23 protein-coding genes, 3 tRNA genes and 3 pseudogenes are annotated in these 25,538 nt (G+C 71.6%); 12 read left to right on the top strand and 17 right to left on the bottom strand.

Annotation, left to right across the window (positions count from 1 at the left end; translation table 11 throughout):
* Window positions 1-152: 152 nt before the first annotated feature.
* Complete coding sequence (locus tag ACSIH6_RS02330) at window positions 153-1,670, bottom strand: hypothetical protein (protein ID WP_435106062.1); 1,518 nt, start codon at window positions 1,668-1,670, stop codon at window positions 153-155.
* A 228-nt stretch (window positions 1,671-1,898) separates the two neighbouring features.
* Between ACSIH6_RS02330 and ACSIH6_RS02325 the strand changes: the two genes are divergently transcribed.
* Both ACSIH6_RS02325 and ACSIH6_RS02320 read left to right on the top strand, forming a co-directional pair.
* Window positions 1,899-2,246 (top strand): hypothetical protein, encoded by a 348-nt coding sequence (locus ACSIH6_RS02325; RefSeq protein ID WP_435106060.1) that lies wholly within the window; start codon window positions 1,899-1,901, stop codon window positions 2,244-2,246.
* Between the two features lie 183 nt (window positions 2,247-2,429).
* Window positions 2,430-2,957 carry a DUF6315 family protein gene (locus ACSIH6_RS02320; protein ID WP_047870739.1) on the top strand — a complete coding sequence of 176 codons (528 nt, stop codon included), beginning with the start codon at window positions 2,430-2,432 and terminating at the stop codon, window positions 2,955-2,957.
* Between the two features lie 67 nt (window positions 2,958-3,024).
* Here ACSIH6_RS02320 and ACSIH6_RS02315 read toward each other — a convergent pair whose 3' ends face one another.
* From ACSIH6_RS02315 to ACSIH6_RS02305, 3 genes are all read right to left on the bottom strand, one after another.
* The gene (locus tag ACSIH6_RS02315; protein WP_435106058.1) at window positions 3,025-5,163 is read right to left on the bottom strand and encodes an ATP-dependent DNA helicase; all 2,139 of its coding nucleotides are present in this window, start codon (window positions 5,161-5,163) and stop codon (window positions 3,025-3,027) included.
* A gap of 92 nt (window positions 5,164-5,255) precedes the next feature.
* Window positions 5,256-5,729: an SRPBCC family protein gene (locus tag ACSIH6_RS02310; RefSeq protein WP_435106056.1), complete on the bottom strand. Its 474-nt coding sequence runs from the start codon at window positions 5,727-5,729 to the stop codon at window positions 5,256-5,258.
* On the bottom strand, window positions 5,726-6,073 hold the full coding sequence (locus ACSIH6_RS02305) for an ArsR/SmtB family transcription factor (protein ID WP_061078890.1): 348 nt from the start codon (window positions 6,071-6,073) through the stop codon (window positions 5,726-5,728). The genes ACSIH6_RS02310 and ACSIH6_RS02305 overlap by 4 nt, the downstream gene beginning before the upstream one ends.
* Window positions 6,074-6,226: 153 nt before the next feature.
* Between ACSIH6_RS02305 and ACSIH6_RS02300 the strand changes: the two genes are divergently transcribed.
* On the top strand, window positions 6,227-7,159 hold the full coding sequence (locus ACSIH6_RS02300; protein WP_435106054.1) for an SDR family NAD(P)-dependent oxidoreductase: 933 nt from the start codon (window positions 6,227-6,229) through the stop codon (window positions 7,157-7,159).
* Window positions 7,160-7,337: 178 nt separating this feature from the next.
* On the opposite strand, the gene ACSIH6_RS02295 is transcribed toward ACSIH6_RS02300, so the two are convergent.
* A tRNA-Ala gene (locus ACSIH6_RS02295) sits at window positions 7,338-7,410 on the bottom strand.
* Window positions 7,411-7,598: 188 nt separating this feature from the next.
* Here ACSIH6_RS02295 and ACSIH6_RS02290 point away from each other — a divergent pair.
* The 3 genes and pseudogenes from ACSIH6_RS02290 to ACSIH6_RS02280 form a co-directional block, all read left to right on the top strand.
* Window positions 7,599-7,811, top strand: a complete 213-nt coding sequence (locus tag ACSIH6_RS02290; RefSeq protein WP_435106052.1) for a hypothetical protein — start codon at window positions 7,599-7,601, stop codon at window positions 7,809-7,811.
* Window positions 7,709-8,146, top strand: a pseudogene (locus tag ACSIH6_RS02285) (aldo/keto reductase); the annotation flags it as partial. The gene ACSIH6_RS02290 and the pseudogene ACSIH6_RS02285, both read left to right, overlap by 103 nt.
* Window positions 8,110-8,367: pseudogene (locus ACSIH6_RS02280) on the top strand (aldo/keto reductase); the annotation flags it as partial. The pseudogenes ACSIH6_RS02285 and ACSIH6_RS02280, both read left to right, overlap by 37 nt.
* 338 nt (window positions 8,368-8,705) lie before the next feature.
* Here ACSIH6_RS02280 and ACSIH6_RS02275 read toward each other — a convergent pair.
* Window positions 8,706-8,778 (bottom strand) — tRNA-Ala (locus ACSIH6_RS02275).
* Between the two features lie 154 nt (window positions 8,779-8,932).
* On the opposite strand from ACSIH6_RS02275, the gene ACSIH6_RS02270 reads away from it, so the two are divergent.
* Window positions 8,933-9,226, top strand: a complete 294-nt coding sequence (locus tag ACSIH6_RS02270) for a GroES family chaperonin (RefSeq protein ID WP_019609623.1) — start codon at window positions 8,933-8,935, stop codon at window positions 9,224-9,226.
* Between the two features lie 43 nt (window positions 9,227-9,269).
* Here the strand turns inward: ACSIH6_RS02270 and ACSIH6_RS02265 are convergent, their stop codons facing one another.
* Complete coding sequence (locus ACSIH6_RS02265; protein WP_435106051.1) at window positions 9,270-9,869, bottom strand: TetR/AcrR family transcriptional regulator; 600 nt, start codon at window positions 9,867-9,869, stop codon at window positions 9,270-9,272.
* 138 nt (window positions 9,870-10,007) lie between these two features.
* Between ACSIH6_RS02265 and ACSIH6_RS02260 the strand changes: the two genes are divergently transcribed.
* Together ACSIH6_RS02260 and ACSIH6_RS02255 are read left to right on the top strand one after the other, a co-directional pair.
* On the top strand, window positions 10,008-11,822 hold the full coding sequence (locus tag ACSIH6_RS02260; RefSeq protein WP_435106265.1) for an ABC transporter ATP-binding protein: 1,815 nt from the start codon (window positions 10,008-10,010) through the stop codon (window positions 11,820-11,822).
* 101 nt (window positions 11,823-11,923) lie between these two features.
* Window positions 11,924-12,232 (top strand): annotated as a pseudogene (locus ACSIH6_RS02255) (alpha-hydroxy-acid oxidizing protein); the annotation flags it as partial.
* 71 nt (window positions 12,233-12,303) lie between these two features.
* Here ACSIH6_RS02255 and ACSIH6_RS02250 read toward each other — a convergent pair.
* From ACSIH6_RS02250 to ACSIH6_RS02240, 3 genes are read right to left on the bottom strand one after another with little or no spacing between them, the layout of a single operon-like run.
* Window positions 12,304-13,203 (bottom strand): carbohydrate ABC transporter permease, encoded by a 900-nt coding sequence (locus ACSIH6_RS02250; RefSeq protein ID WP_435106050.1) that lies wholly within the window; start codon window positions 13,201-13,203, stop codon window positions 12,304-12,306.
* Window positions 13,200-14,048, bottom strand: a complete 849-nt coding sequence (locus ACSIH6_RS02245) for a carbohydrate ABC transporter permease (protein ID WP_017568469.1) — start codon at window positions 14,046-14,048, stop codon at window positions 13,200-13,202. The genes ACSIH6_RS02250 and ACSIH6_RS02245 overlap by 4 nt, the downstream gene beginning before the upstream one ends.
* A gap of 56 nt (window positions 14,049-14,104) precedes the next feature.
* Window positions 14,105-15,415 carry an ABC transporter substrate-binding protein gene (locus ACSIH6_RS02240; RefSeq protein WP_435106049.1) on the bottom strand — a complete coding sequence of 437 codons (1,311 nt, stop codon included), beginning with the start codon at window positions 15,413-15,415 and terminating at the stop codon, window positions 14,105-14,107.
* Window positions 15,416-15,637: 222 nt separating this feature from the next.
* On the opposite strand from ACSIH6_RS02240, the gene ACSIH6_RS02235 reads away from it, so the two are divergent.
* Both ACSIH6_RS02235 and ACSIH6_RS02230 read left to right on the top strand, forming a co-directional pair.
* On the top strand, window positions 15,638-16,657 hold the full coding sequence (locus ACSIH6_RS02235) for a LacI family DNA-binding transcriptional regulator (protein WP_435106046.1): 1,020 nt from the start codon (window positions 15,638-15,640) through the stop codon (window positions 16,655-16,657).
* Window positions 16,658-16,679: 22 nt separating this feature from the next.
* Complete coding sequence (locus tag ACSIH6_RS02230; protein WP_435106044.1) at window positions 16,680-18,302, top strand: glycoside hydrolase family 13 protein; 1,623 nt, start codon at window positions 16,680-16,682, stop codon at window positions 18,300-18,302.
* A gap of 268 nt (window positions 18,303-18,570) precedes the next feature.
* Here the strand turns inward: ACSIH6_RS02230 and ACSIH6_RS02225 are convergent.
* The 4 genes from ACSIH6_RS02225 to nadD all read right to left on the bottom strand — a co-directional run bounded on the left by ACSIH6_RS02225 (window position 18,571) and on the right by nadD (window position 20,370).
* A tRNA-Ala gene (locus ACSIH6_RS02225) sits at window positions 18,571-18,643 on the bottom strand.
* Between the two features lie 80 nt (window positions 18,644-18,723).
* On the bottom strand, window positions 18,724-19,347 hold the full coding sequence (locus ACSIH6_RS02220; RefSeq protein WP_435106042.1) for a histidine phosphatase family protein: 624 nt from the start codon (window positions 19,345-19,347) through the stop codon (window positions 18,724-18,726).
* 34 nt (window positions 19,348-19,381) lie between these two features.
* Window positions 19,382-19,780, bottom strand: coding sequence for a ribosome silencing factor (gene rsfS, locus ACSIH6_RS02215; protein ID WP_150253021.1), 399 nt, complete (start codon window positions 19,778-19,780; stop codon window positions 19,382-19,384).
* 17 nt (window positions 19,781-19,797) lie between these two features.
* Window positions 19,798-20,370: a nicotinate-nucleotide adenylyltransferase gene (gene nadD / locus ACSIH6_RS02210; RefSeq protein WP_435106263.1), complete on the bottom strand. Its 573-nt coding sequence runs from the start codon at window positions 20,368-20,370 to the stop codon at window positions 19,798-19,800.
* Window positions 20,371-20,687: 317 nt separating this feature from the next.
* Here nadD and ACSIH6_RS02205 point away from each other — a divergent pair, with 317 nt between their 5' ends.
* A complete protein-coding gene (locus ACSIH6_RS02205; protein ID WP_435106040.1) occupies window positions 20,688-21,743 on the top strand; it encodes a M48 family metallopeptidase in 1,056 nt (351 codons plus the stop codon).
* A gap of 271 nt (window positions 21,744-22,014) precedes the next feature.
* Here ACSIH6_RS02205 and ACSIH6_RS02200 read toward each other — a convergent pair whose 3' ends face one another.
* The 3 genes from ACSIH6_RS02200 to ACSIH6_RS02190 all read right to left on the bottom strand — a co-directional run bounded on the left by ACSIH6_RS02200 (window position 22,015) and on the right by ACSIH6_RS02190 (window position 25,481).
* Entirely contained in the window at window positions 22,015-22,752 is a 738-nt protein-coding gene (locus tag ACSIH6_RS02200; protein WP_435106037.1) for an alpha/beta hydrolase family protein, read from the bottom strand.
* Window positions 22,753-22,924: 172 nt separating this feature from the next.
* Window positions 22,925-23,896 carry a hypothetical protein gene (locus ACSIH6_RS02195; RefSeq protein WP_435106035.1) on the bottom strand — a complete coding sequence of 324 codons (972 nt, stop codon included), beginning with the start codon at window positions 23,894-23,896 and terminating at the stop codon, window positions 22,925-22,927.
* 310 nt (window positions 23,897-24,206) lie between these two features.
* Window positions 24,207-25,481: a glutamate-5-semialdehyde dehydrogenase gene (locus ACSIH6_RS02190; protein ID WP_435106033.1), complete on the bottom strand. Its 1,275-nt coding sequence runs from the start codon at window positions 25,479-25,481 to the stop codon at window positions 24,207-24,209.
* Between the last annotated feature and the right edge of the window lie 57 nt (window positions 25,482-25,538).

The following is a 25,538-nucleotide window of genomic DNA, read 5'->3' as shown; positions in this document are numbered from 1 at the left end:
GCTCACTCCCCGCACCGTGCTCCTGTACCCATAGCGAGCCTGGGCCGTCGAACCTCCGCTGTAAGTACAGGATCATCGCAGGTCAGAACCCTCGCGTCACACCGGCAACGGTTCCGGCCGGTCCACGGGCGGAGTTGCCCGCGACCCGCCCGTCAGGAATGGGGCGCCAGGGCCCCCTGCCCGGCGGTCCCGACCCGCACGGGGCCGTCCAGCGCACCGGCGGCGAGGGTGCTCACGAGGGTGCGCACCCCGACGGTGTCGTTGTCGTGCAGGAGGGTCTCCAGCAGCGACAGCGCCGCGCGCTGGTCCCCCGGCTGCTCGCGCACGTGGCGCCACTGGGGCTCGGTCGCCGCGTCCGAGAGCATCAGGGTCCGGCCGACCTGGCCGAGCGCGGTCAGCAGCGGGGTGTCGTGCGGCATCCTCTCCAGGGCGGCGTTGACCTGTTCGGCCTGCTGCTCGGGGTCGACCTCCTCCACGGGCTGCGCCCGCAGGAAGTCCAGCACGTCCTCGGCCGGTGCCAGCGGCCGGACCGGGGGCATCGTCGCGATCATGGCGCGCACCTCGGCCAGGTCGCCCAGGATCTCCTCGGTGCGCCCCAGTTCCCCGATGAGCCGCTCCGCCCGCTGCGCGGAGCAGCTCGCCACCCAGCGGGCGCCGCGGACCGAGGCCAGGCGGGCGGCGGACAGGGCGAGCTCGGCGCCGCGGCGCGGCGCCCCCACCCGCTCGAAGTAGCGCGACCAGGTGGTCACCCGCACCCCCAGCCGCCAGTCGTTGCGCACCGCGCCCTGGCACACCAGGTTCTCCACCGCCTCCACCCACGCGGGCCGCAGGCTCGGGTACGCCTCGGCCTCCTCCACGGTGGGCAGCGGGACGATGGCCTCCTGGGGCGGGCAGTGGCCCAGGCGGGCCAGCCAGGACAGCAGCCGAGCGCGCTCGAAGCGGATGCGGCGGTGCAGGGCTGCCCGGCGCGGGTTGGCCTCGTCCAGGACCAGCTCCGCCTCCATCCGGTCCAGCACCTCCAGGGCCTGGGCGTGCTCGTCCTGGTGACGCAGGGCTCTGACGAGGGCGAACACCCCGTCGGCGCCGAGCATGGCCGGGCCGGTGGCGGTGTGCTCGTAGCGCCGCAGCTCGTTCTCGGCCCGGTCGGCCAGGTCCTCGTCGATGAGCAGGTTCACCCGGGCGAGGGTGAAGGCGGGCCAGGCGGGGGTGCGTTCCCAACCGGCCAGGCGCCGGGTGGAGAGCAGTTCGCGGCGCTGCTCGGCAGTGCCGCGGGCGTCGACGTTGGCGTGGCAGCGCACCAGGGTCTCCAGCAGGGACACCGGCAGCGGGCCGTGGGCCAGGGGCTCGGGTTCGTCGTCGGCCGCCGCGCTGACCTGGGCGAGCGCGCGCCCGCCCTCGGCCATGGCCCCCACGCGCACGGCCAGGGGCCAGTGCGCGAGGAAGAACAGGGTCGGCGGGCCGAAGACCCCCGGGACCGCGGCCTCGGCCGCGCCCGCCTCGGCGACCAGCCGGCGCGCGGTGCGCAGCGCCGAACGGGCCACGGCCTCCACGCGCACCGGGTCCCCGGCCTCACTGAGCACGGGCAGGCCCGCGACCGCCTCGGCCAGCTCCGCCTGTCCGGCCGTCCGGAGTCGTCGTGCGGTCTCCCCCGCCCACGTCCACATCGGCATGGTCTGCACCCCCTGTAAGCACCACGTGAGAACAGAACGTAGCAGCGCGGTGACAGGACTGTCCGGAAAACGCGCAAAGCCGCGGGAGCACGGGGATACGCGTCCTGTCGGGTCGGTACCGGCCCGCTAGACTCGGGAGTCGTGGTGCCCGGCGGGGACCGCCGCAAGGTCCCGAGCATCCAGCCGCGCCGAGCCGCACCGAGTTGCACCAAGGGGACATGAGCGCCGATGGGATGGCGAGACCGTTTCGGACTCCGCAAGGCCAACCGCAAGGGCAAGGCCCGTTTCGACCGGGCAGCCGAGGATTCGGACATCAAGGCGCTGATCGACTTCGCCAAGAGCCGGGTGGGGGTGGAGTTCTTCGTCGAGCCGGAGACCTTCGCCACGCAGACCACGGCGGTCGCGGTCGCGACGGACGGCGAGTGGATCCGTCGCCGATGCGGCTCGCCCGACGTGATCCGCAAGGTGGCCAGGAACCTGGCGACCCCGGCCTACGACGTGCAGATCGTCGGCTACCCGCAGCGGATGCGCGACTGGAGCGCACGCAACAAGCGTGGCCTGTCACTGGACGAGTGAGGGCGCGCGGGCGTACTGGGCGAGGGTAAGACTCGCCACACCGACACGCCGTTGGGGACGGTCCGAAACCCGCGACCGGGTCATTTTGGGCATTGATGACGAGTCCTTGCCGCGACTTCCTCGCCGAACGGGTTCCCTAACGGGCTTCATCCGTCGCATACTCGCCTCGGAGGGGGGACTCTGATGAAGCAGGATCTCACGGCCCTGTGCTGCGACTGCGGCACGATTCGCGAGGTGAGCGACTACCAGAGTGTGGGCGAGGCGCAGTCCGCCTACGGGCTGGCCCGCTGCGTCGTCTGGCGCAAGTGCCGCACCTGTGGCTACCGCACCTACCACGCCTACATGCGCGCCGACGAGGACCGCGACGAACTGGAGGACGCCCTGCGACTGGACGGCGCCCTGGCGGCCGAGGCCCTCGACGAGGAGGTGGAGCAGCTGCGGCTGTGCGGGGTCGAGGTCGGGCACGCCCCCGTCCCGGCCATCTGGGACGGCCAGTCCGTGGGCATGGTGACCCAGCGGCTGACCGACCGCGCCTACTCGATCGTGCTGGACCCCGAGGCGTCCGTGGTCTCCCGGCTCAAGCTCATCGACATGATGTGGAACGAACTCCTGGTGGGCGAGCACGACGACCGCTGGTTCATCCAGGAGGCGGAGGACGACGAGTCCCCCGCGTACGCGGTCCGGCTGTTCGGCTACCGCACCCGCGGCTGAGGCCGGACCGCGCTCCCGGACCGGGCTTTCGCAACGCGGGTCCCGGAACGAGGGCGCGGCCCCGGCGCTACCCGGCGGCGGGTTCGGGCTGGCCGGCGAGGCGGCGCAGCGCCGATCTGGCCACCGCCGGATCGGTGGTCCCCCAGTAGGGCGGCAGGGAGGCGCGCAGGAATCCGCCGTAGCGGGCCGTGGCCAGGCGCGGGTCCAGGACGGCGATGACCCCCCGGTCCTCGGTGGAGCGCAGCAGGCGCCCGGTGCCCTGGGCGAGCAGCAGGGCGGCGTGGGTGGCGGCCACCGACAGGAAGCCGTTGCCCCCGTGCGCGGCGACCGCGCGCTGGCGCGCGGAGGCCAGCGGGTCGTCGGGCCTGGGGAAGGGGATGCGGTCCACGATCACCAGGGACAGCGAGGGTCCGGGCACGTCCACGCCCTGCCACAGCGACAGGGTGCCGAACAGACAGGACCGCTCGTCCTCGGCGAAGCGGCGCACCAGCTGCCCGGTGGAGTCCTCCCCCTGGCACAGGATCGGCTGGTCCAGGCGCTCGCGGAGCTCCTCGGCGGCCTGCTGGGCGGCGCGCATGGAGGAGAACAGGCCCAGCGCACGGCCGTCGGCGGCCTCGATGAGCTCGCTGATCTCGTCCAGGTAGGCGGGCGCGAGACCGTCGCGGCCGGGCGACGGCAGGTGGGTGGCCACGTAGAGGATGCCCCGGCGGGCGTGCTCGAAGGGCGAGCCGACGTCCAGCGCGCGCCAGCGGGGCTCCCCGGCCGCGCGGTGCGGGCCGTCCTCGTCGTCGTCTCCGGAGCCGCCGTCAGGGCCGTCCGCGGCCCGGTCCCCGGCAGCGTTCGCCGGACCGGCCGCGTCCCGTGACCCGGCCGGCTCCGGACCGCGGCCCGCCGCGGCGCGTTCGACGGCCTCCTGGGTCACCTCCCGGCCCAGCCCCCACTGGTTGGCCAGGGAGGTGAAGGAGCCGCCCAGGGTGAGGGTGGCGGAGGTCAGGACCACGGTGCGGTCGCCGAAGAGCTTCTCGCGCAGCAGCCCGCCCACACCGAGCGGGGCGACGTGGAGCGCGGGTTGGCGGCCGGGCGCCTTGGTCAGCCAGACGACCTCGGTGCGGTCGCGCAGGGCGGGTTCGAAGGACTCCAGGACGCGCACGGCGGTGTCGTGCACCTCGCCGAGCGCGGCCAGGGCCAGGCGGCGGTCGCTGGCGCCGTCCGGGTCCAGCTCCCCGGGCGAGGGGCCGATGGCGGTGACGCAGGCCGAGGCGGCGTCGCGGGTGGCGGCGACCGCGTTGGCCAGGGCGTCGTCGATGTGGTCCAGGCGTCCGTCGGGCGACTCGGTGAACATCAGGGCGAGGCCGTCGGCGCACTCGGTCAGGCGTTCGCTGACCCCGGGTTCGATCAGGCGGGCGGCGCGCTTGGCCGCGGCGTTGACGGTGCGCTCGCCCAGGACGCCGGTGGCCACGGAGGTGGCGCGGTCGACGAGTTCGTGCGCCTCGTCGATCATGATCGTGTTGTGCTCGGGCAGGATGTGGTAGCCCTGCGACATGTCGATGGAGAGCATGGCGTGGTTGGTGACCACCACGTCCACGCCCTGGGTGGCCTCGCGGGCGAACTCGGCGAAGCACTCCTGGCCGAAGGGGCAGATGCGGGCGCCCATGCACTCGTTGGCGGCCACCGACACCTGGCGCCAGGCCAGGTCGCTGACGCCGGGGGCGAGTTCGTCGCGGTCGCCGGTGACGGTGTCCTCGGCCCACTCGTGCAGGCGGGCCACCTGACGGCCCAGCGAGGAGAGCTGGCGCGGGTCGAACAGCTCGGTGTCCTCGGCCTCCTCGCCCGCGGTCTGGAGCCGGTTGCGGCACAGGTAGTTGCGGCGGCCCTTGAGCACGGCGAACGTGGGCTCGCGGGGCAGCATCGGCGTGAGGGCCTTGGCCAGGCGCGGCAGGTCGCGCTCGATGAGCTGGTTCTGCAGGGCGATGGTGGCGGTGGAGACCACCACGGTGCTCTCCCTGGCCATCGCATGTCTGATCGCGGGCACCAGGTAGGCCAGGGACTTTCCGGTGCCGGTACCGGCCTGGACCACCAGGTGTTCGCGCTTGTCGACCGCCTCGGCCACGGCACCGGCCATGGTCGCCTGGCCCTCGCGGCGGCTGCCGCCCAGGGCGGCCACGGCCGCGTCGAGCAGGGTGGGAACGTCGGGGAGATCTGCCACGGATCGACAGTACCGGCCGTGAGGGACAGGGCGGGCGTTGTCCACAGGCCGGACCGGCCGCGGGTCCCGGCCGGTCCTCCTCCGGAAAGCTCTCAGGCCATCGTGGCCAGGAGCTCGTCCAGAACGCCCATGGACTGCTTCAGGCCGTACTCCATGCCGGACTCGACCATGCCGTCGCGGTCCTCGACGCTCTGGAACACCGTGGTCGACGTGTAGAGGGTGCGGCCGTCCCGCTCCTCCAGGGTGGTGGTCTCCAGGCACACGTGCCCGGGCATGCCCTCGAACTCGAAGGTCTGCACGAAGCGCTCGGGCGCGACGACGTCGTGGACCACGCCGTGGAAGCCGTACTCCTGGCCGTCGGGGGCGTGCTCGACGTACCTCCAGGAACCGCCCGGGCGCAGGTCCGCACGGTCGATGACGGTCTCGTTCTCCTTGAGCCCCCACCACCGGGCGAGGTACTCGGGATCGGTCATGGCCTTGAACACCACGTCGCGGGGCGCGTCGAAGCTGCGCGTGATGACGACGTCGTGCTGTCCGGGCTCGGCGATCACCGTGAGGTCGCTCATGACTGCTCTCCTGTGTTCTGTGTCTGCTGGATTCGGCGGATCTCCGCGTCGAGCCGGTCGAAGCGGTCCTCCCACTGGCGGTGGTAGCGCTCGATCCACCCCGTCGCCTCCTCCAGGGGAGCGGTCTCCAGTCGGCAGGGGCGCCACTGCGCGTCGCGGCCCCGGCTGACCAGTCCCGCCCGCTCCAGCACCTTCAGGTGCCGGGAGACCGCCTGGAGGCTGATGGGAAACGGCTCCGCCAGCTCGTTGACGGTGGCCTCGCCCTCGGCGAGCCTCGCCAGCAGCGCCCGACGGGTCGGGTCGGCCAGTGCCGCGAAGGTGAGACTCAACGGGTCGGTCGCCATCTGCGTATTCAACTTTCCTGTTAATCAACCGATGTGTTGATTATGGCTCGCGACACACCCCGAGTCAAGAGCGGGACAGGAAGAATCGCTTCGAGCATCGAAGTGATAGCCTTCAGGAGATACTTCGACCCTCGAAGCGAAAGGAGGCGGACCATGTCTCCGTGGGATCCCCGCCGACCGCCCAGGCAGCCGGGCAGGACGATGGCCGTGACCGGAGCGACCTCCGGGATCGGCTACTTCGTCGCCGAACAGCTCGCCGCCACCGGAGCGCACGTGGTGCTCCTGGGACGCCGGGCCGATCGTCTGGAGACGGCGATGCGGTCGATCGGCGCGCTGGTCCCCGAGGCGGACCTGTCGGCCGTCACGCTCGACCTGGCGGACCTGGACTCGGTCTCCCGGGCGGCGCAGGCCCTCGGCGACCGAGGGGGGATCGACGTACTGGTGGCGAACGCGGGCGTCATCTCCGCCGGCCCCCTGCGCCGGACCACCGCCCAGGGCCTGGAACTGACCGTGGGGACCAACCACCTGGGGCACTTCGCGTTCATCGCGCGGACCCTGCCCTCGCTCCTGTCGACGCCGGGCAGCCGCGTGGTGTCCCTCGGCAGCTACGTCACCCACAGGGGCACGTTCGACCTCGACCAACTCATGAGCGAGGACGGCTACAGCGGGCGCGGAGCCTACATCCGCTCCAAGCACGCGACCGAGGTCTTCGGCTTCGAACTGGACCGCCGTCTGCGCGCGGCCGGGGCTGACACCGCTTCGCTCGTCGCACACCCGGGGGCCGCCCTCGACCAGCTGTCACCTCGCCGCGAGGGGGTCAACGAGCCCTCCGGGGCGACTCGCGCGCTGTACTCGCTGGCCTCCGCGCTCGTCCAGGGCAAGCACCGGGGCGCCTGGCCGGTCGTCCGCGCGGCGCTCGATCCCCAGGGCGTCGGCGGCGGATACTACGGACCCTCACGCCTGGTGGTCGGCAGGCCGGAACCCGTACGACCCCCCGCCGCGAGCACGGCCCCCGGGACCGGCGCCCGCCTGTGGGCCCTCTCCGAGGAGCTCACCGGCACGCCGTTCACCATCCCCGCGAGGTGAGGCCCCGCAATCCCGAGGCGAAGCCTCACGCCACAGGGGACCGCTCCACCCACCCCACCGATGACCGCGACCCCAACCACAGGGGGGTGCCTCGGGGGGTTCGGGGGGTCTCCCCCCGGAAAGCAGAGCGGGCTGCGGCGAGCCGGTCGAAGACCGGCGAGCAGCAGCCCGCGTCACGTGGAGCTATGGGGATTCGAACCCCAGACCTCCTCCATGCCATGGAGGCGCGCTACCAACTGCGCCATAGCCCCGTGTGCCTTGCAGCAACGGTTCGAGTCTATCGGACGTGCGGGGGTGGGATGACCAGCCGCGGTGTCGGCCACCCCACACGTCCCCGCGCCTCCGGCGCCCCGCAGTCGTTCCGGAACAGCCGGGACGCAGCCCGACCGCACGAACCGAAATCCTCTTCGACGGCTCCCGAACGGGCACAGGAGAGGACATGAGCGACAGACCACGACAGAACCCGGTCGACACCCTGGTCCGCTGGGAGGACCACGGCGCCGTGTGGCGGGTGGTGGGGCGGACGGCCTCCGAGGTGACGGTGGCCCTGTGCCGGTGCGACGGGGGCGAGGAAGTGGAGCGCCTGGTCTCCGGCGACCCGGACCTCCTCGCCTTCGTGGACGAACGGGTCAGCCCCCCTCCGGCTCCCTGACCGACGAACGGGCCGTGGACGGGGACCTCGCGTCGCGCGTCGGCGTGGTGGGTTCACCATGCGCGACGGTCACGGTCCCGAACGGGCCGAAACCCCAGCCCAGGGTGGTGGCCTCCACCCTCGACGCCCCGGCGGCGCGCAGGAGGTCGCCGATCCGTCCCCGCCTCCGCAGCACCGAGCCCGTGACCGCCAGGCTCGTCCGGTACCGCACCGGGCAACCGCACTACTCGATCCTCAACCGCGGTGCCGAACGCGAGGTCTTCCCGGTCTGCCAGCGTTACGGTCGGGGCACCCTGGTGTGGAGCCCGCTGTCGATGGGACTGCTCACCGGCCGCTTCCACAGACACGGCGGAGAAACGGCCTCAGTCTCCCGCCTGCGCTGGGCCCCTCAGCACATGACCGACGACGCAAGCTCGACGCCGTCGAAGCGCTCGTGCCGATCGCCGAACAGGCCGGGCTGCCGCTGGCCCACCTCGCCCCCGCGTTCGTCGCCGCCCACCCGGCGGTCACCTCGGCGACCATCGGACCGCGCACCATGGAACAGCTGGACGACCTGGTCGCGGGAGCCGGCACCTTCCTTGATGACGACCTTCTCGACCGCATCGACGAGATCGTGCCGCCCGGAACCGACCTGGGTCCGATCGACGTCGAGTACGTGCCGCCGCGCCGCCGACGACCGCACCACCGCATGACGAACCACAGCGGACCGGGGCCAGCATCACAACCCCCGAGGCGAAGCCTCACGTCACAAGAGAGCGCTCCACCCACCCCACCGATAACCACGGCCCCGACCACAGGGGGTACCTCGGGGGTTCGGGGGTCTCCCCCCGGAGGACACAACGAAGGCGACCCGGCGAGCGCGTTCACGCGCGAGCAGGGTCGCCCTGAGTCGAGTGGAGCTATGGGGATTCGAACCCCAGACCTCCTCCATGCCATGGAGGCGCGCTACCAACTGCGCCATAGCCCCTTGTATGCCGGGCGGTTCCCCCGCTCGGCGATGGAATTACTGTACCGGAGGTTGGAAGTGGGTTGCGACCTCAGGGCCTGCGGATGGACGTGCGGTGGCCGGTTTCCGCGCCGAATACCCTGGAGTGGTGCCCGAATCAAAGCTTGAGATCCAGATGCTCCACGACCGCCTGCTGGTGAAGACGGTCCCGGACAGGACCGAGCGGCGCAGCAGCGCCGGACTGGTCATCCCGGACACGGTCAAGCTGGCGACCAGGCTCGCGTGGGGAGAGGTCGTCGGCGCCGGAACCAGCGCCCGCCACGTGAAGACCGGGGACCGGGTGCTCTTCGACCCCGAGGAGCAGGGCGAGGTCGAACTGAACGGCGAGCGCTACGTGATCCTGCGCGAGCGCGACGTGCACGCCGTCGCCAACGAGGCCCCCGAGCGCGGCACCGGCCTGTACCTGTAGTCGCCCGCGCCCGCCCGGCGGGGCCTCCCCGCGCCGCCCCGCGTCAGACATCCGCACCGTTCGCGCCGGGGTTCGCGATGGCCTTGACCAGCGAGTGCACGCACAGGTTGAGGGCCTCGTAGGCGGGCGTGCGGCTGACGCCCACGTAGGTCCAGGCCGCGTAGAGCCCCGACCACAGGAGCTGCTGCGCCCACATCGGCGTGATCCTGGGGTCGATGCTGCCGTCGGCGTGGCCGCGCTCGACCAGGGCGAACACGGCCCGGTCCGCCTCCCCGCACTCCTCCTCCAGCAGTTCGTCCCAGGAGTCGTCGGCCCCGACCGTCAGCATGATCACCTTCTGGAGCCCGAAGTACTCGGGCACGAGCCGCCGGAAGGCCTCCAGCCCGGTGCCCTCGGTGGTGCGCGCCCGCTCGGTGGCCTCGTTGATGAGCTCGTCGGCGTACTCGCCGAGGGCGCACACCAGGTCGGCGCGTTCGGCGAAGTAGCGCTGGAGCGTACTGCGCGCCACACCCGCGGTTCTGGCCACCTGGGACAGGGGTGCCGAGGAGTTCTCCCCGAGCACCTTCACCGCCGCTTCGAGGATCGCGCGCCGGGTCCGGGCGCGGGTCCTCGTCTCTTCGTCTGAGGGAGCGCTCTTCACCATGCCCTCATCCTAGGCTCGTCGGTAATTGGTTGACAATAATCGGTCGCATATGACCTACTTTAAAACATGACTGATCCATCGAAGGTAGATACCGACTCGAACCCGGGCGCGCCCGAACCCCGGTTCGCCCAGCTCCGGGTGCTGTGGTCGTTCGTGCGCCCGCACCGGAACAAGCTGGTGCTGGGCCTGGTCCTGGCCCTGTTCGGCTCGGCGCTCGAACTCGCCAACCCGATGGTGATCAAGCTCGTCCTGGACACCGTCTCCGGCGGGGGCGGCCTGCTCGTGCCGATCGCCCTGCTGCTGGGCCTGTTCGTGCTGGGCACGGTGTCCGGCCTGTGGCACTGGATCCTCCTGGGCACCGTCGCCGAGAAGGTGGTGCTGGACGCGCGCACCTCGCTCGTGCGCCGCTACTTCCGCGCCGCGCTCATCCCGCTGTCGCGCCGTTCCTCCGGTGAGCTCGTCACCCGGGCGACCTCCGACACGGTCCTCCTGCGCGAGGCCGCCTCCAGCAGCGTCATCAGCCTCATCAACGGCGGCGTGCTGCTGGTGGGAACGCTGGTCATGATGGGCGTGCTGGACCTGTTCCTGCTCGCGGTCACCTTCGTCGCGGTGCTCGTGGTCACCGTCCTGTTCCTGACGCTGATGCCCGCCCTGGCCAAGGCGCAGGAGAGGGCGCAGAACTCCCTGGGCCTGATGGGCGGCATGCTCGACGGCGCGCTGCGGGCGGTCCGCACGGTCAAGGTCAGCCGGGCCGAGGAGCGCCTGAGCGGCCAGATCCTCGAACACGCCCGGGAGTCCGCTCGGCACGGCATGCACTCGGTGCGGCGCGAGGCGGTCGCCTGGACGATCGCGTTCAGCGGGATCCAGCTCGCCATCATCGCCATCCTGGGCGTGGGCGCGCTGCGGGTGTCCTCGGGCGCGATCGACGTCTCCACCCTCATCGCCTTCCTGCTCTACGCGTTCACCCTGATGACCCCGGTCATGGAGCTGTCCCAGAGCGTCACCACCCTCCAGTCGGGCGTCGCCGCGGCCAGGCGCATCCGCGAGGTGGAGGCCATCCCGCTCGAACCCTCCTCTGAGGCGGCGGACGCGTCCGCACCGGCCGTCCCCGCGGACGGCGTCGCGAACGAGGACGCGGGCGACCTGGCGCACGGGGAGCGCGCGGGCGCGCTGCTGGAACTGCGCGGGGTCACCGCCCGGTACGCGCCCGGCGCCGAGTCCGCCCTGGACGGGGTGGACCTGGCCGTCCCCCGGCGCGGGCACACCGCGATCGTGGGGCCCTCGGGCGCGGGCAAGACCACCGTGTTCTCGCTGCTGCTGCGCTTCCTCGAACCCGAGGAGGGACAGCTGTTCCTGGACGGGACCCCCTACCGGGAGCTCACCCCGGGCCAGGTGCGCGGCCGCTTCGCCTACGTGGAGCAGGACACGCCGGTCATCCCCGGCACCATCCGGGAGAACCTGCTGTTCAGCCGCCCCGACGCCACCGAGGAGGAGGTGCGCCGGGTCCTGGGCCAGGTGCGGCTGGCCGACAAGATCGACGCCCTGGAGGAGGGGCTGGACACCCCGCTGGACGCCACGTCCTTCTCCGGGGGCCAGCGCCAGCGCATCGCCCTCGCCCGCGCCCTGCTGCGCTCACCGGACGTGCTGCTGCTGGACGAGGCCACCTCGCAGGTGGACGCGATCACCGAGGCCGCCATCACCGAGAGCGTGCGCGCCCACGCCGCCCGAGCGGCCGTGGTGACCATCGCGCACCGGCTGTCCACCGTGATCCACGCCGACACCATCGTGCTGATGGAGGACGGACGGGTGCGGGCCAGGGGCACGCACCGGGAGCTGATGGACCGGGACAAGCTGTACCGGGAGTTGATCGCGGCACTGCACATCGCCGAGTCCGGGGCTCCGGCCCCCGACGGTGACCGGGCGGAGGCGGACCGGGTGACGCCGGTCACGTGAGGGCGCGGTAGCATCCGGCCAGCACCGGACGGCGCGAACGGTTCGACGGCCACGACCGCGGGGCACCGCTCCCCGCGGTCCGGTCCGCCTTCTTCCGTCCCGTGCGGCGGGCGACGGAGACGGGGGCGGAGGCGATCGTCGTCACCGTCGACACCAAGCGGCTGCGGTGGCGGCCCCGCGACCTGGCGCTGGGCCACCTGCCGTTCCTGCGCGGCCAGGGCACGGCGAACTACTTCAGCGCCCCCGAGTTCCGGTCCCGGCTCAAGGCCGACCCGGAGCCGGGCGGAGTGGTCACCGAGGCGGTGCTCCACTTCCTGGGCGCGTTCGCCAGCAGGTCCCTGAGCAGCGATAACATCGCCCGCATCCCCTGGTGGACGGACCTGCCGGTGCTGGTCAAGGACGTCGTGCGCCGCTGACCTACGGCCGGTCCCGGAGGCGCCGTGCGCCCCCGGGACCGGTCCGCTCCCTTCCGGCCGCGCCGTCAGCCCTTGACGGCTCCGGAGGTCAGGCCCGCCACGATCCTGCGTTGCAGGACCAGGGCGAAGATGATCAGCGGGACCGACACCAGGACCGACGCGGCCATGATCTGCCCGATCGGGTTCTCGTAGCCGACCCGCTGGAAGGTCGCCACGAAGACCGGGACCGTCTGCACGTTCAGGTCGTTCGGGGCGAAGGAGAAGGCCAGCAGGAACTCGTTGGTGGCATACACGAAGGTCAGGATGGCCGCCGCGCCCACGCCCGGCGCCGCCAGCGGCGCCACCACGCGCAGGAATGCCTGGAACGGGGTGGCCCCGTCCACCTTCGCCGACTCCTCGATCTCCTTCGGGATGCCCGCGAAGAACGTGGTGAGGATGAAGACGGCCAGCGGCAGGGTCAGCGCCACGTACGGGATGATCATGCCCGCGAAGGAGTTGAGCAGGTTGATCCCGGTCCACTCGTTGAGCCGGAGGTACACCTGGTAGAGCGGGTTGACCAGCGCCACCGGCGGGAACAGGGTCGCGACCAGGGTGGCGGCCAGGATCGCGAACTTGCCCGCCAGCGGCAGCCGGGCCAGGGCGTAGCCCGCCAGCGAGGCCACCGGGATGCAGATCAGCGTGGTCACCGTCGCCACGATCAGCGAGTTGCGCAGCGCGAACTGGAAGCCCTGGTCGAAGATCTCCCGGTAGTTGCTGAGGTCGAAGGGCCCCTGGAAGATGTTCGGGTCGGTGATCGCCGCCGATCCCGTTCGCAGGCTGGTCATGCCCATCCACAGGAACGGGAACAGGCACCACAGCAGCACCACGGCCAGCCCGAGCAGCTTGAGGGTGTTGCCCACCGCCGGGTGGACGCGTCGGCGCGGCTTGTGCACCGACCCGCTCGGCCTCACCGTCTCGGCCGTCATCGCTTCTCCTTCCGCGGCGCCTCACCGATCATGTGGCGGCCCATCCGGCTGATGAAGGCCAGGCCGACGAGCATGACGATGACGAACGTGACCGTGGACAACGCGTTGGCGTAGCCCAGGTCCGGGTCCCGGACCAGGTAGCGCTGCGCGTAGACCGACAGGGTGGCCAGCGAGTTCGAGTAGCCGGTGAACACGTACGCGAAGTCGAACATGCGCAGGGCGTCCACCGTGCGGAACAGCAGGGCCACGACGATCGACGGGCGCAGCAGCGGCAGGGTGATGTTCCAGAACCGCTGGAGCGCGTTGGCCCCGTCCACCCTGGCCGCCTCGTAGTAGTCCTTCGGGATGGTCTGGAGGCCCGCCAGCAGCAGCAGGGCCACGAACGGCGCGGTCTTCCACACGTCGGCGCTGATGATGCCGACCATCGACCAGACCGGGTCGCGCAGCCAGTTGATGTCCGTGCCGAGGACGGCGTTCACGAAGCCCGGGTTGGGGTCGAACATGAACCGCCACACCTGCGCGGCCACGGCGGTCGGGATGACCCACGGGATCAGGATGACCGCGCGGGTCAGGCCCCGCCCGAAGAAGGCCTGGTGCATGATCAGTGCGAAGGCCATCCCGACGAGGAACTCCAGCGACACCGACGCGACCGTGAACACCAGGGTGTTCCAGACGGCGTTGAAGAAGCCGGAGTCGGTCAGGACCCGGACGTAGTTGTCGACGCCGGTGAACTCCTGGCGGAACCCCCGGATCTGGTAGAGGCTCATCCCGATCGCGTAGAAGACCGGGAAGAGCGCGATCACGGCCATGAAGGCGAACGACGGGGCGAGGAAGATCCGCCCCATCGCACGCTCACCCAGGCCCCTGCTCACGCGGACTGTCTGGGTCGTCGCCATGTGGCCTACTCTTGCTCGAGCGCGTCGTTGGCCGCCTGGTCCACCGCCTCCAGGGCTGCGTCGGGCTCCTCCTGCCCGCGGAAGGCCGGGTGCAGGCTGTCCTGCACGGCCAGGGACAGCGAGTTGTAGCCGGGCACCGGCGGGCGGGCCTGGGCCTGGGCGAGGATCTCGCCGAGCATCTGGAAGTCGGGGTCGTCGGTGTTCTCGTAGGCGCTCGCCATGGTCGGCGGCAGGCTGTTCTGGAGCAGGATGTCCTGCGCCTCGGGGTCGGTGGCCGCCCACAGGACGAACTCGCGGGCCAGTTCCTTGCTGTCGCTCAGTGTGCTGACCGCGTTGTTGAGTCCGCCCAGCGCGCTGGTGGTGCCCTCACCGCCGAAGGTGGGCAGCGGAGCGACCGCGAAGTCGTCCGCGACCGCGCTCTCCTCGTCGCCCTCGCCCGCCAGGAGGGGGATGGCGTAGGGCCAGTTGCGCATGTAGACGGCATCGCCCGCCTGGAACAGGGCGCGCGCGTCGTCCTCGACCATGGTGTCGAAGCCGTCGGCGTAGAACCCGCTCTCGTAGGCCTCGGTCATGAAGTCCAGGGCCGTGGTGGCGGCGTCGCCCTCCAGGAAGGTGCTCTGCTCCTGGGCGTCGTCGAACAGCTGGCCGCCCGCGGACCAGTACAGCTCCAGGTAGTTGACGACGAATCCCTCGTACTGGTCGCCCTGGCCGACGTAGGCGGAGATGCCCTCCTCCTCGGCGGCGGCCATGCCGGTGTCGTGGAGCTCCTCCCAGGTCGTGGGCGGCTCCTCGACGAGGTCGGTGCGGTAGTAGAGGAACGCGCCGTTGGAGGAGTAGGGCAGTGCGTACAGCTCCTGCTGCCACTGGGAGCTGTCGACGGCTCCCTCCAGGCTGACGCCCTCGACCTCGCCGCGCAGGTCCTCCAGGCTCTCGATGTAGCCGTACTCGGCGAACTCACCGGTCCAGATGACGTCCAGACCCAGGACGTCGAACTCCCCCGCCTGGTTCTGTAGGTCCTGGAACATGGCCTGGCGCTGCTCGTCGGCGGTGGGGGCCAGGAAGAAGATGTCGACCTGCTGGTCGGGGTTGTTCTCGTTCCACAGGCGCGCGACCTCCTCGTGGATCGCGCGGTCGGCCCCGGTGACCGCCCAGACGAACGCCGGGTCCTCGGCGAGGCCCGCGGTCTCGCCGCCCTCCCCAGCGGTCTCCTCCCCCGGGGGTTCACCGCACGCGGTGGCCAGGGTGAGGCTCAGTGCGGCGAGCCCGGCAGCGCATGCGCGCACCGTGTACCTCTTCTGGTGTGAATGCACTGGCATGGCTCTCTCCTTCCGCGCCGGGTGAGTGTCCGGGCGCGCGGCGTCGAGTGTGTGCTGGGTCATCCCCCCGTGGTCGTGCGCAAACGATGCCACCGACCGTGTGACCTAGTCAACAGAGAATGCGTCTCGATATGCGTCATGCGCGGAAAGGAACGGTGTGCCGTCCGAATCTCCTGCTGAAAACGTTGCCATAACCCGGGTCGCGCTCCTACCGTGGACGGCATGTCCAGCCAACCCGCGAGCATGCGGGACGTCGCCCGTCGAGCGGGGGTCTCCCTCTCGACGGTCTCCCGTGTGCTGCGCGGGGCCCCCGGGGTCGCCCCGGAGGTCCGCCAGCGCGTTCAGCGCGCCGCGGACGAGCTGGCCTACGTGGTCTCGCGCAACGCCTCGGGCCTGGTCACCGGTCGCACGGGGCGGGTCGCGGTGGTCGTGCCCTTCCTCCAGCCGTGGTTCTTCGGGGTGGTCCTGGCGGGGGTCAGCGACGCGCTGCGCGAGGCGGACCTGGACATGCTCGTCTACCAGGTCGGCGAGACGCGGGCCCGGCAGGGATGGACGCGGGCGCTGCCGCTGCGGCGCAACACCGACGCCGTGGTCACCGTGTCCATGGACCTGTCCGAGGAGGAGTGCCACCGGCTGGACGACGTGGGCGTGCCCGTGGTGCTGGTCGGACAGAGGGTGCCCGGTCGGGCCAGCGTGTACATCGACGACCGGGCAGGTGCCGCGGGGGCCACCCGGCACCTGCTCAACCTGGGGCACACGCGCGTGGCCTACATCGCCTCCCGGTCCGGGACCTGGTCCAGCACCAGCTCGCGGCACCGGCTGGAGGGGCACGAGGCGGCCATGGTGGAGGCGGGGCTGTCACCGCGGAGCGTGGCCAAGGCCACCGGGCACACCGGTGGTGAGCTGGCCATGGGCGAGCTGCTGTCGGACCACGACCCGCCCACGGCCGTGCTGGCGGAGTTCGACGACATCGCGCTGGGCGCGTACCGCACGCTGCGCCGCTCGGGCGTGCGCGTGCCTGACTCGATCTCCCTCATGGGCTTCGACAACCACGACGCCGCGGCGGTGATGGACCTGACCACCGTCGACCAGGCTCCCTACGACACCGGGCTGACCGCGGGTCGGCTCACCGTGGACGTCCTCGGCGGGACGGCCGGGCGCCTCCAGGTGGAGATGCCCACCCAGCTCATCCTGAGGCAGTCCACCGCCGCGCCCCGGGGCACGCGCGGCCTGTTCTCATAACCGAACACCTGGGGGAAGCAACATGCAGCAGTGGTGGCGCGACGCGGTCCTGTACCAGGTCTACCCGCGCAGCTTCGCCGACGCCGACGGGGACGGGACCGGTGACATCGCGGGGATCACCGCGCGCCTGGGCCACGTCGCCGACCTGGGCGCGGACGGGATCTGGCTGTCGCCGTTCTACACCTCCCCGTGGGCGGACGGCGGCTACGACGTGGCCGACTTCCGCGACGTGGACCCGCGCCTGGGCACCCTGGAGGACTTCGACGCGATGGTGGCGGCCGCGCACGCGCTGGGCCTGCGGGTGATGGTCGACATCGTGCCCAACCACACCTCCGAGGAGCACCCGTGGTTCCGGGAGGCGCTGGAGGCCGGTCCCGGATCGCCCGAGCGGGAGCTGTACGTGTTCCGCGACGGGCGGGGCGCGGACGGCGAGCTGCCGCCGACCAACTGGCGGTCGACGTTCGGCGGCCCGGCGTGGACCCGCGCGGCGGACGGGCAGTGGTACCTGCACATGTTCGCGCCCGAGCAGCCGGACCTGAACTGGGACGATCCGCGGGTGCGCGAGGAGTTCCGCGGCATCCTGCGGTTCTGGAGCGGGCGCGGGGTGGACGGGTTCCGGATCGACGTGGCGTACGCGCTGGTCAAGGACCTGGAAGAGCCGCTGCGCGACCTGGTGCTGGTGGAGGGCGGCCGGTTCGAGGACATCGCGGCCAACCCGGACCACCCGTTCCTGGACCGGCCCGAGGTGCACGAGGTGTACCGGGACTGGCGGCGGGTGCTGGCCGAGTTCGACCCGCCCCGGGTCACGGTGGGCGAGGTGTGGCTGCCCGGTGACCGGCGGGTGCTGTACACGCGCCCGGACGAGCTGGACCAGGCGTTCAACTTCGACTTCCTGCGGACCGCGTGGGACGCCGACGCCTACCGGAGGGTGGTCGACTCCTCGATCGCCGACGCCGCGCGGGTGGGCACGGTGCCCACGTGGGTGATCGGCAACCACGACGTGGTGCGCCCGGTGTCGGTGCTGGGGCTGCCCCCGGGCATCGACCAGGGGGCGTGGCTGCTCTCCGACGGGCGCGATCCGGAGCCGGACCTGGAGCTGGGCACGCGGCGGGCGCGGGCGCTGGCCCTGCTGGAGCTGTCGCTGCCGGGGGCGGCGTACGTGTACCAGGGCGAGGAGCTGGGGCTGCCGGAGGTGGCGGACCTGCCCGCGCAGGCGCTGGAGGACCCGCGGTGGGTGCGCAGCGGACACGCCGACAAGGGGCGGGACGGGTGCCGGGTGCCGCTGCCGTGGACGGTGGAGGGGGCGTCGTACGGGTTCGGCGGAGGGAGCGCTCCGTGGCTGCCCCAGCCCGAGGGGTGGGGCCGGTGGTCGGTGCAGGCCCAGACCGACGATCCCGGGTCCGTGCTCTCCCTGTACCGCCGGGCTCTGGCGCACCGCGGGGAGTTCTCCTCGGACGAGGTTTTGACGTGGGATGACACGCTGAACCAGGGGCCGGTGCTGGCCTACTGGCGGGGCGAGGACGTGCTGGTGCTGGTCAACACGGGTGAGGAGGCGGTGGACCTGCCGCCGGGCCGGGTGCTGGTGGCCAGCACGGAGCTGGACGGGCGGCTCCCGGGGAACGCGGCGGTGTGGCTGCGCCGCTGACCAGCACGGCCCCGGCCACAACCCCCGAGGCGAAGCCTCACGTCACAAGGGACCGTTCCACCCACCCCACCGATGACCGCGACCCCGACCACAGGCACAACCCACAAGGCGAAGCCTCACGTCACAGGGGACCGCTCCACCCACTCCACCGATGACCGCGACCCCGACCACAGGGGGGTACTTCGGGGGGTTTGGGGGTCTCCCCCCGGAAAGCAGCGCGGGCTGCGGCGAGCCGGTCGAAGACCGGCGAGCAGCAGCCCGCGTCACGTGGAGCTATGGGGATTCGAACCCCAGACCTCCTCCATGCCATGGAGGCGCGCTACCAACTGCGCCATAGCCCCTCAAGGGAGTCGATCGGCCCCGTCGGGGTCCTGTCGACTCCCTGAACCATAGCGGAATCCGGCCCGAACGTCGAAACGGTTTACGCGTCGTCGCTGAGCACGACCGGCTCGGGAAGGCTGGCCGCGTTGTGCTCCATGAGCCGCCACTGCCCCCGGCGTTCCTGGAGCACCGACCAGCAGCAGTTGCTGATCGGTCCCAGGATCTCGCGCTGCTCGTCGGGGATCCCCAGCATCCGGGCGATCCCCACTCTGAGGGCGGCGCCGTGGCTGACCACGACGAGCAGCCCCCCGGACGGGGTCTTGCCCAGCCCCCGCTCGACGGCGGCGCGCATCCGGTCACCGACCTCGGCGATGGCCTCGCCGTCGGGGATGGCCATCCGCGCGTGTTCGACCGGCCAGCGCGCGGACAGCTCCGCCCCGGTCAGCCCCTCCCAGGAACCGCCGAAGCGCTCGCGCAGCCCCTCGTCGAACTCCACGGACACCCCGGAGGTCCGGGAGAGGTATCCGGCGGTGTCGGCGGCCCTGGTCAGGTCGGAGGCGACGATGACGTCGGGGTTCATCGAGGCGAGCAGCTCCCCCGCCCGCCTGGCCTGGGCGTGGCCGACCGGATCGAGTGCGATGTCGGTCTGCCCCTGGAAACGGTTCTCGACGTTCCAGGACGTGCGTCCGTGCCGCCAGAACAGCACACGGGGGGTGTCGCTCACGTGGTGTGTCTCTCCGCTCGGAGTGTGGTCGGTGTCAGAGCTCGTCCAGCGGCGTGCGCTCGGCACCGCGCGCACCCTCGGGCAGGTCGATCTCGGGGCAGTCCTTCCACAGCCGTTCGAGGCCGTAGTAGCCGCGCTCCTCCTCGTGCTGGATGTGCACGACGATGTCGGCGTAGTCCAGCAGGACCCAGCGACCGTCACGCTCGCCCTCGCGCCGGACCGGCTTGGCCCCGGACTGGAGGCGGAGCTGGTCCTCGACCTCGTCGACGATCGCGCGGACCTGCCGGTCGTTGGGGGCCGAACACAGAACGAAGGCCTCGGTGATGACCAGCTGCTCGCTGACGTCGTAGGCGATGATCTCCTGGGCGAGCTTGTCGGAGGCGGCTTCCGCCGCGACCCTGACCAGCTCCAGTGCCCTGTCGGTGGCTGTCACGTTGTGCTTGCTGCCTTTCAGCTCTCTAGGTAGAGCCCGGTCTTGTTGATGTAGCGGACGATGCCGTCGGGGACCAGGTACCAGATGGGTTCGCCCTTGCGGACGCGTTCCCGGCACTCGGTCGAGGAGATGGCCAGCGCGGGGACCTCCACCAGGGAGACCTTGCCCTCGGGCAGTCCGGTGTCACTGAGGTGGTGACCGGGCCGGTTACAGCCTACGAAATGCGCGAGCTCGAAGAGTTCGTCGACGTTGTGCCAGCTCAGGATGGCGCCCAGCGCGTCCGCCCCGGTGATGAAGTACAGCTCCACGTCGGGACCGTACTTGGCGCGCATCTCGCGCAGCGTGTCGAGGGTGTAGGTGGGCCCCGAGCGGTCGATCTCGATGCGGTCCACCCGGAACTGGGGGTTCTCGGCGGTGGCGATGACCGTCATCAGGTAGCGGTCCTCGGAAGGCGTCACCTTGGCCAGGTCCTTCTGCCAGGGCTGGCCGGTGGGGACGAACACCACCTCGTCGAGCCCGAAGAGGTGGGCGACCTCACTGGCCGCCACGAGGTGGCCGTGGTGGATGGGGTCGAAGGTGCCGCCCATGATGCCGACCTTGGTCGGACCGGTTCCTCTTCCTCCCCGGGGCGCGGGGGAGTCCTCGTTGCGGGATGCGTCGGAAGCTGCGTGCGCCACTGTGCGCTCCGTTTCGCCGTGGACGTTGCCGTTGCCGGGATCGGCCAACCGAGATTAGCCGACGGAGAGCACCACCGCTGTCCCCTTCCTCCCTTTTTGGTCCTTGCACTGGGACAACGAACACGGTGTCGGGTTCCTTCCCCGGGCATGTCGGCGGCGCCCGGAAATCGCGTCATATCTCGAAGCCGAAAACCGTGGCCAAGTGCGAGCACGGCGCATAGCATGCCGATATGGCCAACACACCAGACCGCGTCCGCGTCCGGCTCTCCGAGATCTCGCCCCGTGCCTACGAGCACCCCGCCGACCGTGGCGCCCTGGTCGCGCTGCGCTCGCTGCGCGGGTTCGACGAGGTGTTCAAGCGCCTGTCGGGGCTGTTCAACGAGCGCGCCCTGCGACTGATGTTCCTGTCCAGTGCCGTCCGGGTCGGACCCACCCAGTTCCCTCACGTGTACGACTACGTGCGCGACGCCGCCTACGTCCTGGACATGGACGAGGTCCCCGAGCTCTACATCCAGATGAACCCGAAGCCGAACGCCATGGCGATCGGCAGCAACCGCCCGTTCATCGTGATGACCACGGGCCTGTTCGACCTGCTGGACGCCGAGGAGCAGCGCTTCGTCATCGGCCACGAGGTCGGCCACATCCTCAGCGGCCACGCCGTCTACCGCACCATGCTGCTGGCCCTGATCCGGCTGGCCACCCGCGTGGCGTGGGTGCCGCTGGGCTTCATCGGCATCCAGGCCATCGTGGCCGCGCTGGAGGAGTGGTACCGCAAGTCCGAGCTGTCCTGCGACCGCGCCGGGATCCTCGCCAGCCAGAACCCCGAGGCGGGCAAGCGCGCCCTGATGAAGCTGGCGGGCGGTTCCAAGCTCGTGGAGATGAACCCCGACGCCTTCCTGGAGCAGGCCCGCGAGTACGAGTCCGGCGGTGACGCCCGTGACAGCCTCATCAAGCTGATCAGCCTGGTCGGGCAGACGCACCCGTTCGCGGTGGTGCGCCTGGCCGAGCTGCACCGGTGGATCGAGGACGGCTCCTACCAGCGCATCATCGACGGCGACTACCCGCGCCGCTCCACCGACCGCGACGCCAGGGTGGGCGAGGAGGCGCGCAAGGCCGCCAACTCCTACAAGGAGTCCTGGAACCGCACGGGCGACCCGCTGCTGGGCACCTTGCGCGACGTCGCGGGCAGCGCGGCCAGCGCGGGCGGCAAGATCTTCGACACCGTCGCCGACCGGTGGCGCAACGGCTCCTCCCGCACCAGCCAGGGCTCGGACGCCTCCTCCTGACCGGAACCCGCCGGGGGCACGCGCCCTCGGAAGTCTGGCGCCGGCCCCCCGCGCGGGGAAGCCGGTGCTCCGCCGAGGGGCGGCCCGTGGACGCGGGCCGCCCCTCGGGTGTGTCCGGCGGGCACACGCCCTCACGCGCGGCTCAGCCGAGCACCGAGGAGCCGCCCATCGCGGCGTGTGGCCACGCCCTGGCGCGCGTCCGGCTCCGCTCCCGCTCCTTCGACCACGCGAACGGGTACCCGGGCACAACACGCCCTCGCACGCCTGCGGCTCAGAGCCGGTCGGCGAGGTAGGCGCGCACCCCCCGCCAGGCGGGGTGGGCGGGGTCGATGACCGCGAAGTGGTCGGCCCCGGCCGGCTCGTGGTGGTCCACGGTGTCCCCCGCGGCGCGCGCGGCGGCCACGTAGTCGCGGCTGTGGGCGACCGGGACGCGCTGGTCGGCGTCGCCGTGCACGACGAGCTGGGGCACCCCCAACGGCACCCGCAGCAGCGGCGAACTGGCGGCGTACACCCGCGCGGAGGGGTCGGAGCCGAGGAACGGCTCCACGGCGCCCTCGCCCAGACCCTCCCGGGCACAGCGCTCGGTGTCGGTGATGGGCGCGAGGGCGACCACGGCGCGCACGGGCGTGCGGGGATGGAGCGCGTTGAGCAGGGCCAGATGCCCGCCCGCCGAGTGGCCGACGGACACCGTGCGGGTCAGGTCGTAGCGGCCGGGCTCGCGGGCCGCGGCCTCGGCGAGCGCCCCCAGGGCGCGGTCGACGTCGTCGAGCGTCTGCGGCCAGCCGCCCCCACCACCGCCGGTGCGGCGGTACTCCACGTTCCACACCGCCCACCCGGCGGCGGCCAGGTCGCGGGCCAGCGGGTCCATGAGTCCGGCGCCGAACCCCTCGCGCCACCAGCCCCCGTGCAGCAGTGCGGCGACGGGCGCGGGTGCGTCCGCGCCGCCCCACGGTTCCCACAGGTGCGCGATCTGGCTGGGATGGTCTCCATAGGCCACGGTGGTCGGCACGCGTCGCTCCTCGTCGTCGGTCCGGCTTCCCGCGGACGGTAACAGCCCTCCCCCCACCGTGCGCCCCGCGCCGTGTGAGGCACACCCCGGCGGGGCGGGCCCCGGCACACGGCAGCGCCGACGGCGGGGCCGTCGGCGCTGTCGGGCGTCCGGGAGTGACCGGGAGCAGGTCCTAGAAGGCGGGACCGGCGGCCATGGCCTCGTCGATGGTCGTGGAGCGGGCCTCCTCGACCTCCTCGGCGAGGTCGTCCTCGTGGGCCTCGAACTCCTCGACCACGGCGGTGGAGAAGCTGCGCAGGGCGATCTCCTCGGTGAGGATGTCACCGCGGACGCGGTTGTCCTCACCGATCTGGGCGGTCGGGCTGTTGGCGGAGGTGGACAGGTCACCGCCGACGATGTTGTTGTCGATGTAGACGCCGCCGCTGACGCCGGTGACGCTCAGGTCGCCGTCGACGTAGTTGACGGAGGAGCAGAAGCCCTCCTGCTCCCCGGCGCCGACCGCGACCGGACCCGCGCCGCCGCTGTAGGTGGCCGCGCCGATCACCTCGCTGTCGCAGAGGATGCCGCCGCTGGCGGGGTTGTTGACGGTCAGGGCGCCGCGCACCACGGAGTCGTAGATGTCGGCGTACTCGACACCGTCGGCCTTGACGGCGCCGCCGATGCGCGAGCCGGAGACGTAGACGGCGCCGACCTCGGCGTTGATGCTGCGGACGGAGGAGTCCACCACGTAGGCGAAGCCGTCGGTGTTGCCGCCGTCGACCGGGACGGCGCGCAGGGCCGCGCCCGTGGAGCTGTTCTCCAGGTAGGTGCCGTAGGAACCGCGGTTGACCACGCGGTCACCGACGGAGCTCTCCTGGGAGTCGAAGTAGGCGTCCTGCTGGACGGTCACCTTCCCCTCGATCTCACCGCCGATGATGTGCAGGTTGGCACCCTGGCGGACGGTGACGTCGCCCTGGATGACCGTGCCGTCCAGGAAGCAGCTCTTGTCGGCGGGGACCGTGAGGTCCGTGGGCAGGGTGATGGCACCGCCGTGGCCCGAGCAGAGGGTGACCAGGTCAGCCTGGGCGGGAGAGGCCATCAGCGTGACACCACCGACGGCCAGGGCGGTCGTGGCGATGGCAGCGACCTTGCTCCGGAGCTTCATTCGGGGGATTCCTTTCGTTGTGACCGTGGGGGGGCGACACTCCGAGCGATGCGGAGGCGCGCCGTGAGACACCACAGTGAAATTACCGACCAGCCGTCGCTTTGGGAATACGTGCTAGACGAAGATTCGCTTCTGTCCAGGTTTCCAACGGGAAAACGCTCCAGATGCCAACGGCCCCTCGGGCCCCGTCCGTCACTCTCGGTTGCGTACCGAACACACGGATGCGACCGACGCCGCGGACGGCCCCGTGGTGTACGGCTTCTCGCTGCCAGGGGGCCGCCCGCGAGCGGACGGCCCCCGACACGTGCGGCTATCTGAGGTGGCCGTCCCCGGTGACCACGTACTTGGTGGAGGTCATCTCGGTGAGGCCCATCGGGCCTCTGGCGTGCAGCTTCTGGGTGGAGATGCCGATCTCGGCGCCGAAGCCGAACTCGCCGCCGTCGGTGAACCTCGTGGAGGCGTTGACCATGACCGCGGCGGAGTCGACCCTGGAGACGAAGTAGCGGGAGGCCTTCAGCGAGTCGGTGACGATGGCCTCGGTGTGCTGGGTGGAGTACCTGCGGATGTGGGCGAGCGCCTCGTCGATGCTGGGCACCACGCGCACGGCCAGGTCCATGGACAGGTACTCGGTCGCCCAGTCCTCCTCCGTGGCCTCGACCACCCGGGCCCCGGTCGGGCGTGCGGCGGCGGCCTCCAGCACCCGGGGGTCGCCGTGCACGGTCACACCGCTCTCGCCGAGGGCCTCCAGCACGCGCGGCAGGAACTCCTCGGCGACGGCCTCGTGCACCAGCAGGGTCTCGGCGGAGTTGCACACCGAGCAGCGCTGCGCCTTGGCGTTGGTGGCGATGGCCACGGCCTTGTCGAGGTCGGCGTCGGCGTCCACGTAGACGTGGCACAGGCCCTCGCCGGTCTCGATGACCGGCACGGTGGAGTCGCGCACCACGGCCTGGATGAGGGAGCCGCCGCCGCGCGGGATGAGCACGTCCACCAGGCCGCGCGCCCGCATGAGCGCGGTGGAGGACTCGCGGGTGCGGCCGGGCACCATCTGGACGGCGTCCACCGGGACCCCGGTGCCCTCCAGGGCGTCCCGCAGGACCCCGACGATGGCGGTGTTGGAGGAGTAGGCCGAGGAGGAGCCGCGCAGCAGGGCGGCGTTGCCGCTCTTGAGGCACAGGGCGGCGGCGTCCACGGTGACGTTGGGACGGCCCTCGTAGATGATGCCGATGACACCGAGCGGCACCCGGATCTGGCGCAGGTCCAGGCCGTTGGGCAGCACGGACCCGCGCACGGACTCGCCCACCGGGTCGGGGAGCTCGACGATCTCGCGGACGGCCTCGGCGATGGCCTCGATCCGCTGCGGGGTGAGGGTGAGCCGGTCGACCATGGCCGGGCTGGTGCCCTCCTCGCGGGCCCGCGCCACGTCCTCGGCGTTGGCCGCGGTGATCTCGTCGAACCGCTTGACCAGGGCGTCGGCGATCGCCAGCAGTGCGGCGTCCTTGACCGCCCGGCTGAGCGGGGCGAGGTCGGCCGCCGCGTCCCTGGCCCGCCCGGCTACCGCGTGGACCTCGCGCTCGATGTCACTCATGGTGTTCTCTCTTGGTTGGGAGGCCATCCCGGCGTACCCGCCCTGCGGCGTCGAAGG

This window comes from Nocardiopsis synnemataformans (genome assembly GCF_965343085.1).
Taxonomy (GTDB): domain Bacteria; phylum Actinomycetota; class Actinomycetes; order Streptosporangiales; family Streptosporangiaceae; genus Nocardiopsis; species Nocardiopsis alborubida.
This window is presented reverse-complemented; position numbering and strand designations above follow the sequence as displayed.

Excerpts from the sequence above, each read along its gene's own strand:
- ACSIH6_RS02270 (WP_019609623.1), top strand. The coding sequence starts at position 8,933 with ATGCTCCACGACCGCCTGCTGGTGAAGACGGTCCCGGACAGGACCGAG.
- ACSIH6_RS02290 (WP_435106052.1), top strand. The coding sequence starts at position 7,599 with ATGAGCGACAGACCACGACAGAACCCGGTCGACACCCTGGTCCGCTGG.
- ACSIH6_RS02325 (WP_435106060.1), top strand. The coding sequence starts at position 1,899 with ATGGGATGGCGAGACCGTTTCGGACTCCGCAAGGCCAACCGCAAGGGC.
- ACSIH6_RS02190 (WP_435106033.1), bottom strand. The coding sequence starts at position 25,481 with ATGAGTGACATCGAGCGCGAGGTCCACGCGGTAGCCGGGCGGGCCAGG.
- ACSIH6_RS02305 (WP_061078890.1), bottom strand. The coding sequence starts at position 6,073 with ATGGCGACCGACCCGTTGAGTCTCACCTTCGCGGCACTGGCCGACCCG.
- ACSIH6_RS02300 (WP_435106054.1), top strand. The coding sequence starts at position 6,227 with ATGTCTCCGTGGGATCCCCGCCGACCGCCCAGGCAGCCGGGCAGGACG.
- ACSIH6_RS02265 (WP_435106051.1), bottom strand. The coding sequence starts at position 9,869 with ATGGTGAAGAGCGCTCCCTCAGACGAAGAGACGAGGACCCGCGCCCGG.
- ACSIH6_RS02250 (WP_435106050.1), bottom strand. The coding sequence starts at position 13,203 with ATGACGGCCGAGACGGTGAGGCCGAGCGGGTCGGTGCACAAGCCGCGC.
- ACSIH6_RS02320 (WP_047870739.1), top strand. The coding sequence starts at position 2,430 with ATGAAGCAGGATCTCACGGCCCTGTGCTGCGACTGCGGCACGATTCGC.
- ACSIH6_RS02230 (WP_435106044.1), top strand. The coding sequence starts at position 16,680 with ATGCAGCAGTGGTGGCGCGACGCGGTCCTGTACCAGGTCTACCCGCGC.
- ACSIH6_RS02240 (WP_435106049.1), bottom strand. The coding sequence starts at position 15,415 with ATGCCAGTGCATTCACACCAGAAGAGGTACACGGTGCGCGCATGCGCT.
- ACSIH6_RS02205 (WP_435106040.1), top strand. The coding sequence starts at position 20,688 with ATGGCCAACACACCAGACCGCGTCCGCGTCCGGCTCTCCGAGATCTCG.
- ACSIH6_RS02235 (WP_435106046.1), top strand. The coding sequence starts at position 15,638 with ATGTCCAGCCAACCCGCGAGCATGCGGGACGTCGCCCGTCGAGCGGGG.
- ACSIH6_RS02245 (WP_017568469.1), bottom strand. The coding sequence starts at position 14,048 with ATGGGGCGGATCTTCCTCGCCCCGTCGTTCGCCTTCATGGCCGTGATC.
- ACSIH6_RS02310 (WP_435106056.1), bottom strand. The coding sequence starts at position 5,729 with ATGAGCGACCTCACGGTGATCGCCGAGCCCGGACAGCACGACGTCGTC.
- ACSIH6_RS02330 (WP_435106062.1), bottom strand. The coding sequence starts at position 1,670 with ATGCCGATGTGGACGTGGGCGGGGGAGACCGCACGACGACTCCGGACG.
- ACSIH6_RS02195 (WP_435106035.1), bottom strand. The coding sequence starts at position 23,896 with ATGAAGCTCCGGAGCAAGGTCGCTGCCATCGCCACGACCGCCCTGGCC.